Origin of the sequence: Dietzia sp. CQ4 (assembly GCF_014145125.1) — a bacterium.
GTDB lineage: Bacteria > Actinomycetota > Actinomycetes > Mycobacteriales > Mycobacteriaceae > Dietzia > Dietzia natronolimnaea.
The window spans coordinates 1-2,178 of the sequence record NZ_JAALDZ010000323.1; the positions used below are offsets into that span (position 1 = coordinate 1).

Genomic DNA, 2,178 nt, shown 5'->3' on the forward strand with positions numbered 1-2,178 from the left:
GGGCGCCGGGGCGGTCGGCGCGGCGGGAGCGGACGATGGCGTCCCACGCGTCCGGCGGTGCGGCGTCGTCGGTCTCCGGCTCGGGGACGGGACCGTGCGGCGGCGCCGGCTCGTCCTCGGACGGCGGGTCCTCACAGAGCACACGCAGTGCCCGGGCGGTGAGGTCGCGGACCCCCTCGGGAGGGAGCACGCCGTCGATCATCCCGCGGCGGGCGAGGTTCTCCGAGACCTGGACGCCCTCGGGGAAGGGCGCGTCGTAGAGCGCCTCGTAGACGCGCGGGCCGAGGAACCCGATCAGCGCGCGGGGTTCGGCGACGGAGACGTGGCCCAGCGAGCCCCAGGAGGCGAACACCCCTCCGGTGGTCGGATGGCGCAGGTACACCAGGTAGGGCAGTCCCGCCGACTTGTGCCCGGCGACGGCGGCGGAGATCTTGACCATCTGCAGGAAGGCGATGGTGCCCTCCTGCATGCGGGTCCCCCCCGACGTCGGGGAGGCCAGGATCGGCAGGCGTTCGGCGGTGGCACGCTCGATCGCGGAGACGATCCGCTCGGCCGCCGCGATGCCGATCGATCCGGCCAGGAAGTCGAACTCGCAGGCGATGAACACGACCCGCCGACCCAGCAGTCGTCCTTCGCCGGTGATGACGGACTCGTCCACCCCGGAGTCCCGCGCCGCGCGCTCGAGGGAGGCCTCGTAACCCGGGACCGAGTCGACCTGGGGCGAGCGCAGCGGAGCGGAGTCCCAGGACCGGAACGACCCGTCGTCGAGGACCATGTCGAGGATCTGCAGAGCTCCGGTTCGCGCCATGGACGCATCGTACGGTGGGCGCGTTCACCAGCAGGTATCGTCGGTCGCGGGGTGCAGGGTAGTACCCCCGCGGCGCACCGGACCGCGACGTACCAGGAGGCCCCGCCGCCATGATCGACACACGCAGGGACGGTTCCGTCGCCGTCGTCACCATCGACCGGCACAGCACCCGCAACGCCCTCGACGCGGAGGTGTGCACGGCCCTGCGGGAGGCGATCGAAGCCGCGGGTGCCGCGGCCGAGGGCGAGGACCCGGTCCGCGCGATCGTCGTGACGGGGGCGGGGTCGGCCTTCTGCGCGGGAGCCGATCTGTCCGGCGGCGTGTACAACCTCAACTTCTACGACGCCCACGCGGGGATGCTCAGGGCGGTGGAGTCGGTGCCGGTCCCCGTGATCGCGGCCGTCAACGGGCCCGCCGTGGGCGCCGGGGTCCAGCTCGCCCTGGCCGCCGACCTCCGCGTGGTGGCACCCGGCGCGGTGTTCGCCGTCCCCGTCGTCAAGGTGGGCCTCGCGCTGGACAACTGGACGATCAAGCGGCTCGCCAACGTCGTCGGGGGCGGGCACGCGCGGTCGGTCCTCATGACCGCTCGTCCGGTCGGGGCGGAAGAGGCGGCCCGGATCGGGCTGGCCAACGAGATCGGCGGCCTGGACACCGCGATGGAGCTGGCGGCCGAGATCGCTCGGTTCGCCCCGCTCAGCCTCCGGCACATCAAGTCGGTGATCAACGACGACGACGCCCGGCTCCTGCCCCGCGAGGAGCACACCGAGCTGCAGCAACTGGCCTGGCACAGCGAGGACATGGCCGAGGCCCGCGCCGCCCGCGAGGAGAAGAGGCCTCCCGTGTTCCGCGGGAGATGACCTGACCGTCAGCGGGCCCGGACGGATACCATTCCAGCGCCCGGATCCCGCCGACGTGGCGACTGGCATACGCCCCGGGGACCGGTGACTGCAGGGGGAGAGCCGCGGATGGCCGCCAGGCACAGTGCGTCGACGCAGAGGGAGAGTTCGACGGCGCGCCGGGTCGTCCGGGTGGGGCTGGGGCTCCTGGCGGCGGTCCTCGTGGTCGGGGTCGTGGTCGCGGGCCTGTCCAGGGCCGGGGTGGGAGGATTCTGCGTCGACGCTGCCGATGTCACCGTGGCCGCCGAGCCCGACATCCTCGCGCATGTCGAGACCCTCGCGGACGAGGCGGGGGGATGTCATGCGTACGAGGTCTCGGCGGTCTCGTCCGCCGACATGGCGGCTCGGGTCGCCGCCCGTCAGACCCTCCCGGACATCTGGGTCCCCGATTCGGCGATCCGGCTCGCTCAGATCTCCCAGGACGTCCAGATCCCGTTCGAGACCGTTCTCAACTCCATCGCGTCGACCCCGGTG

General features: G+C 72.8%; 2 protein-coding genes and 1 pseudogene. 2 read left to right on the plus strand and 1 reads right to left on the minus strand.

The genetic code is table 11. From position 1 onward, the window contains the following. On the minus strand, positions 1-808 hold an 808-nt coding region (locus G6031_RS15990; protein WP_277820159.1), incomplete at its 3' end, for an acetyl-CoA carboxylase carboxyltransferase subunit beta. 110 nt (positions 809-918) lie between these two features. Between G6031_RS15990 and G6031_RS15995 the strand changes: the two genes are divergently transcribed. Further along, on the plus strand, positions 919-1,665 hold the full coding sequence (locus tag G6031_RS15995; protein WP_182653793.1) for an enoyl-CoA hydratase: 747 nt from the start codon (positions 919-921) through the stop codon (positions 1,663-1,665). A gap of 108 nt (positions 1,666-1,773) precedes the next feature. Next, positions 1,774-2,178: pseudogene (locus tag G6031_RS16000) on the plus strand (hypothetical protein); the annotation flags it as partial.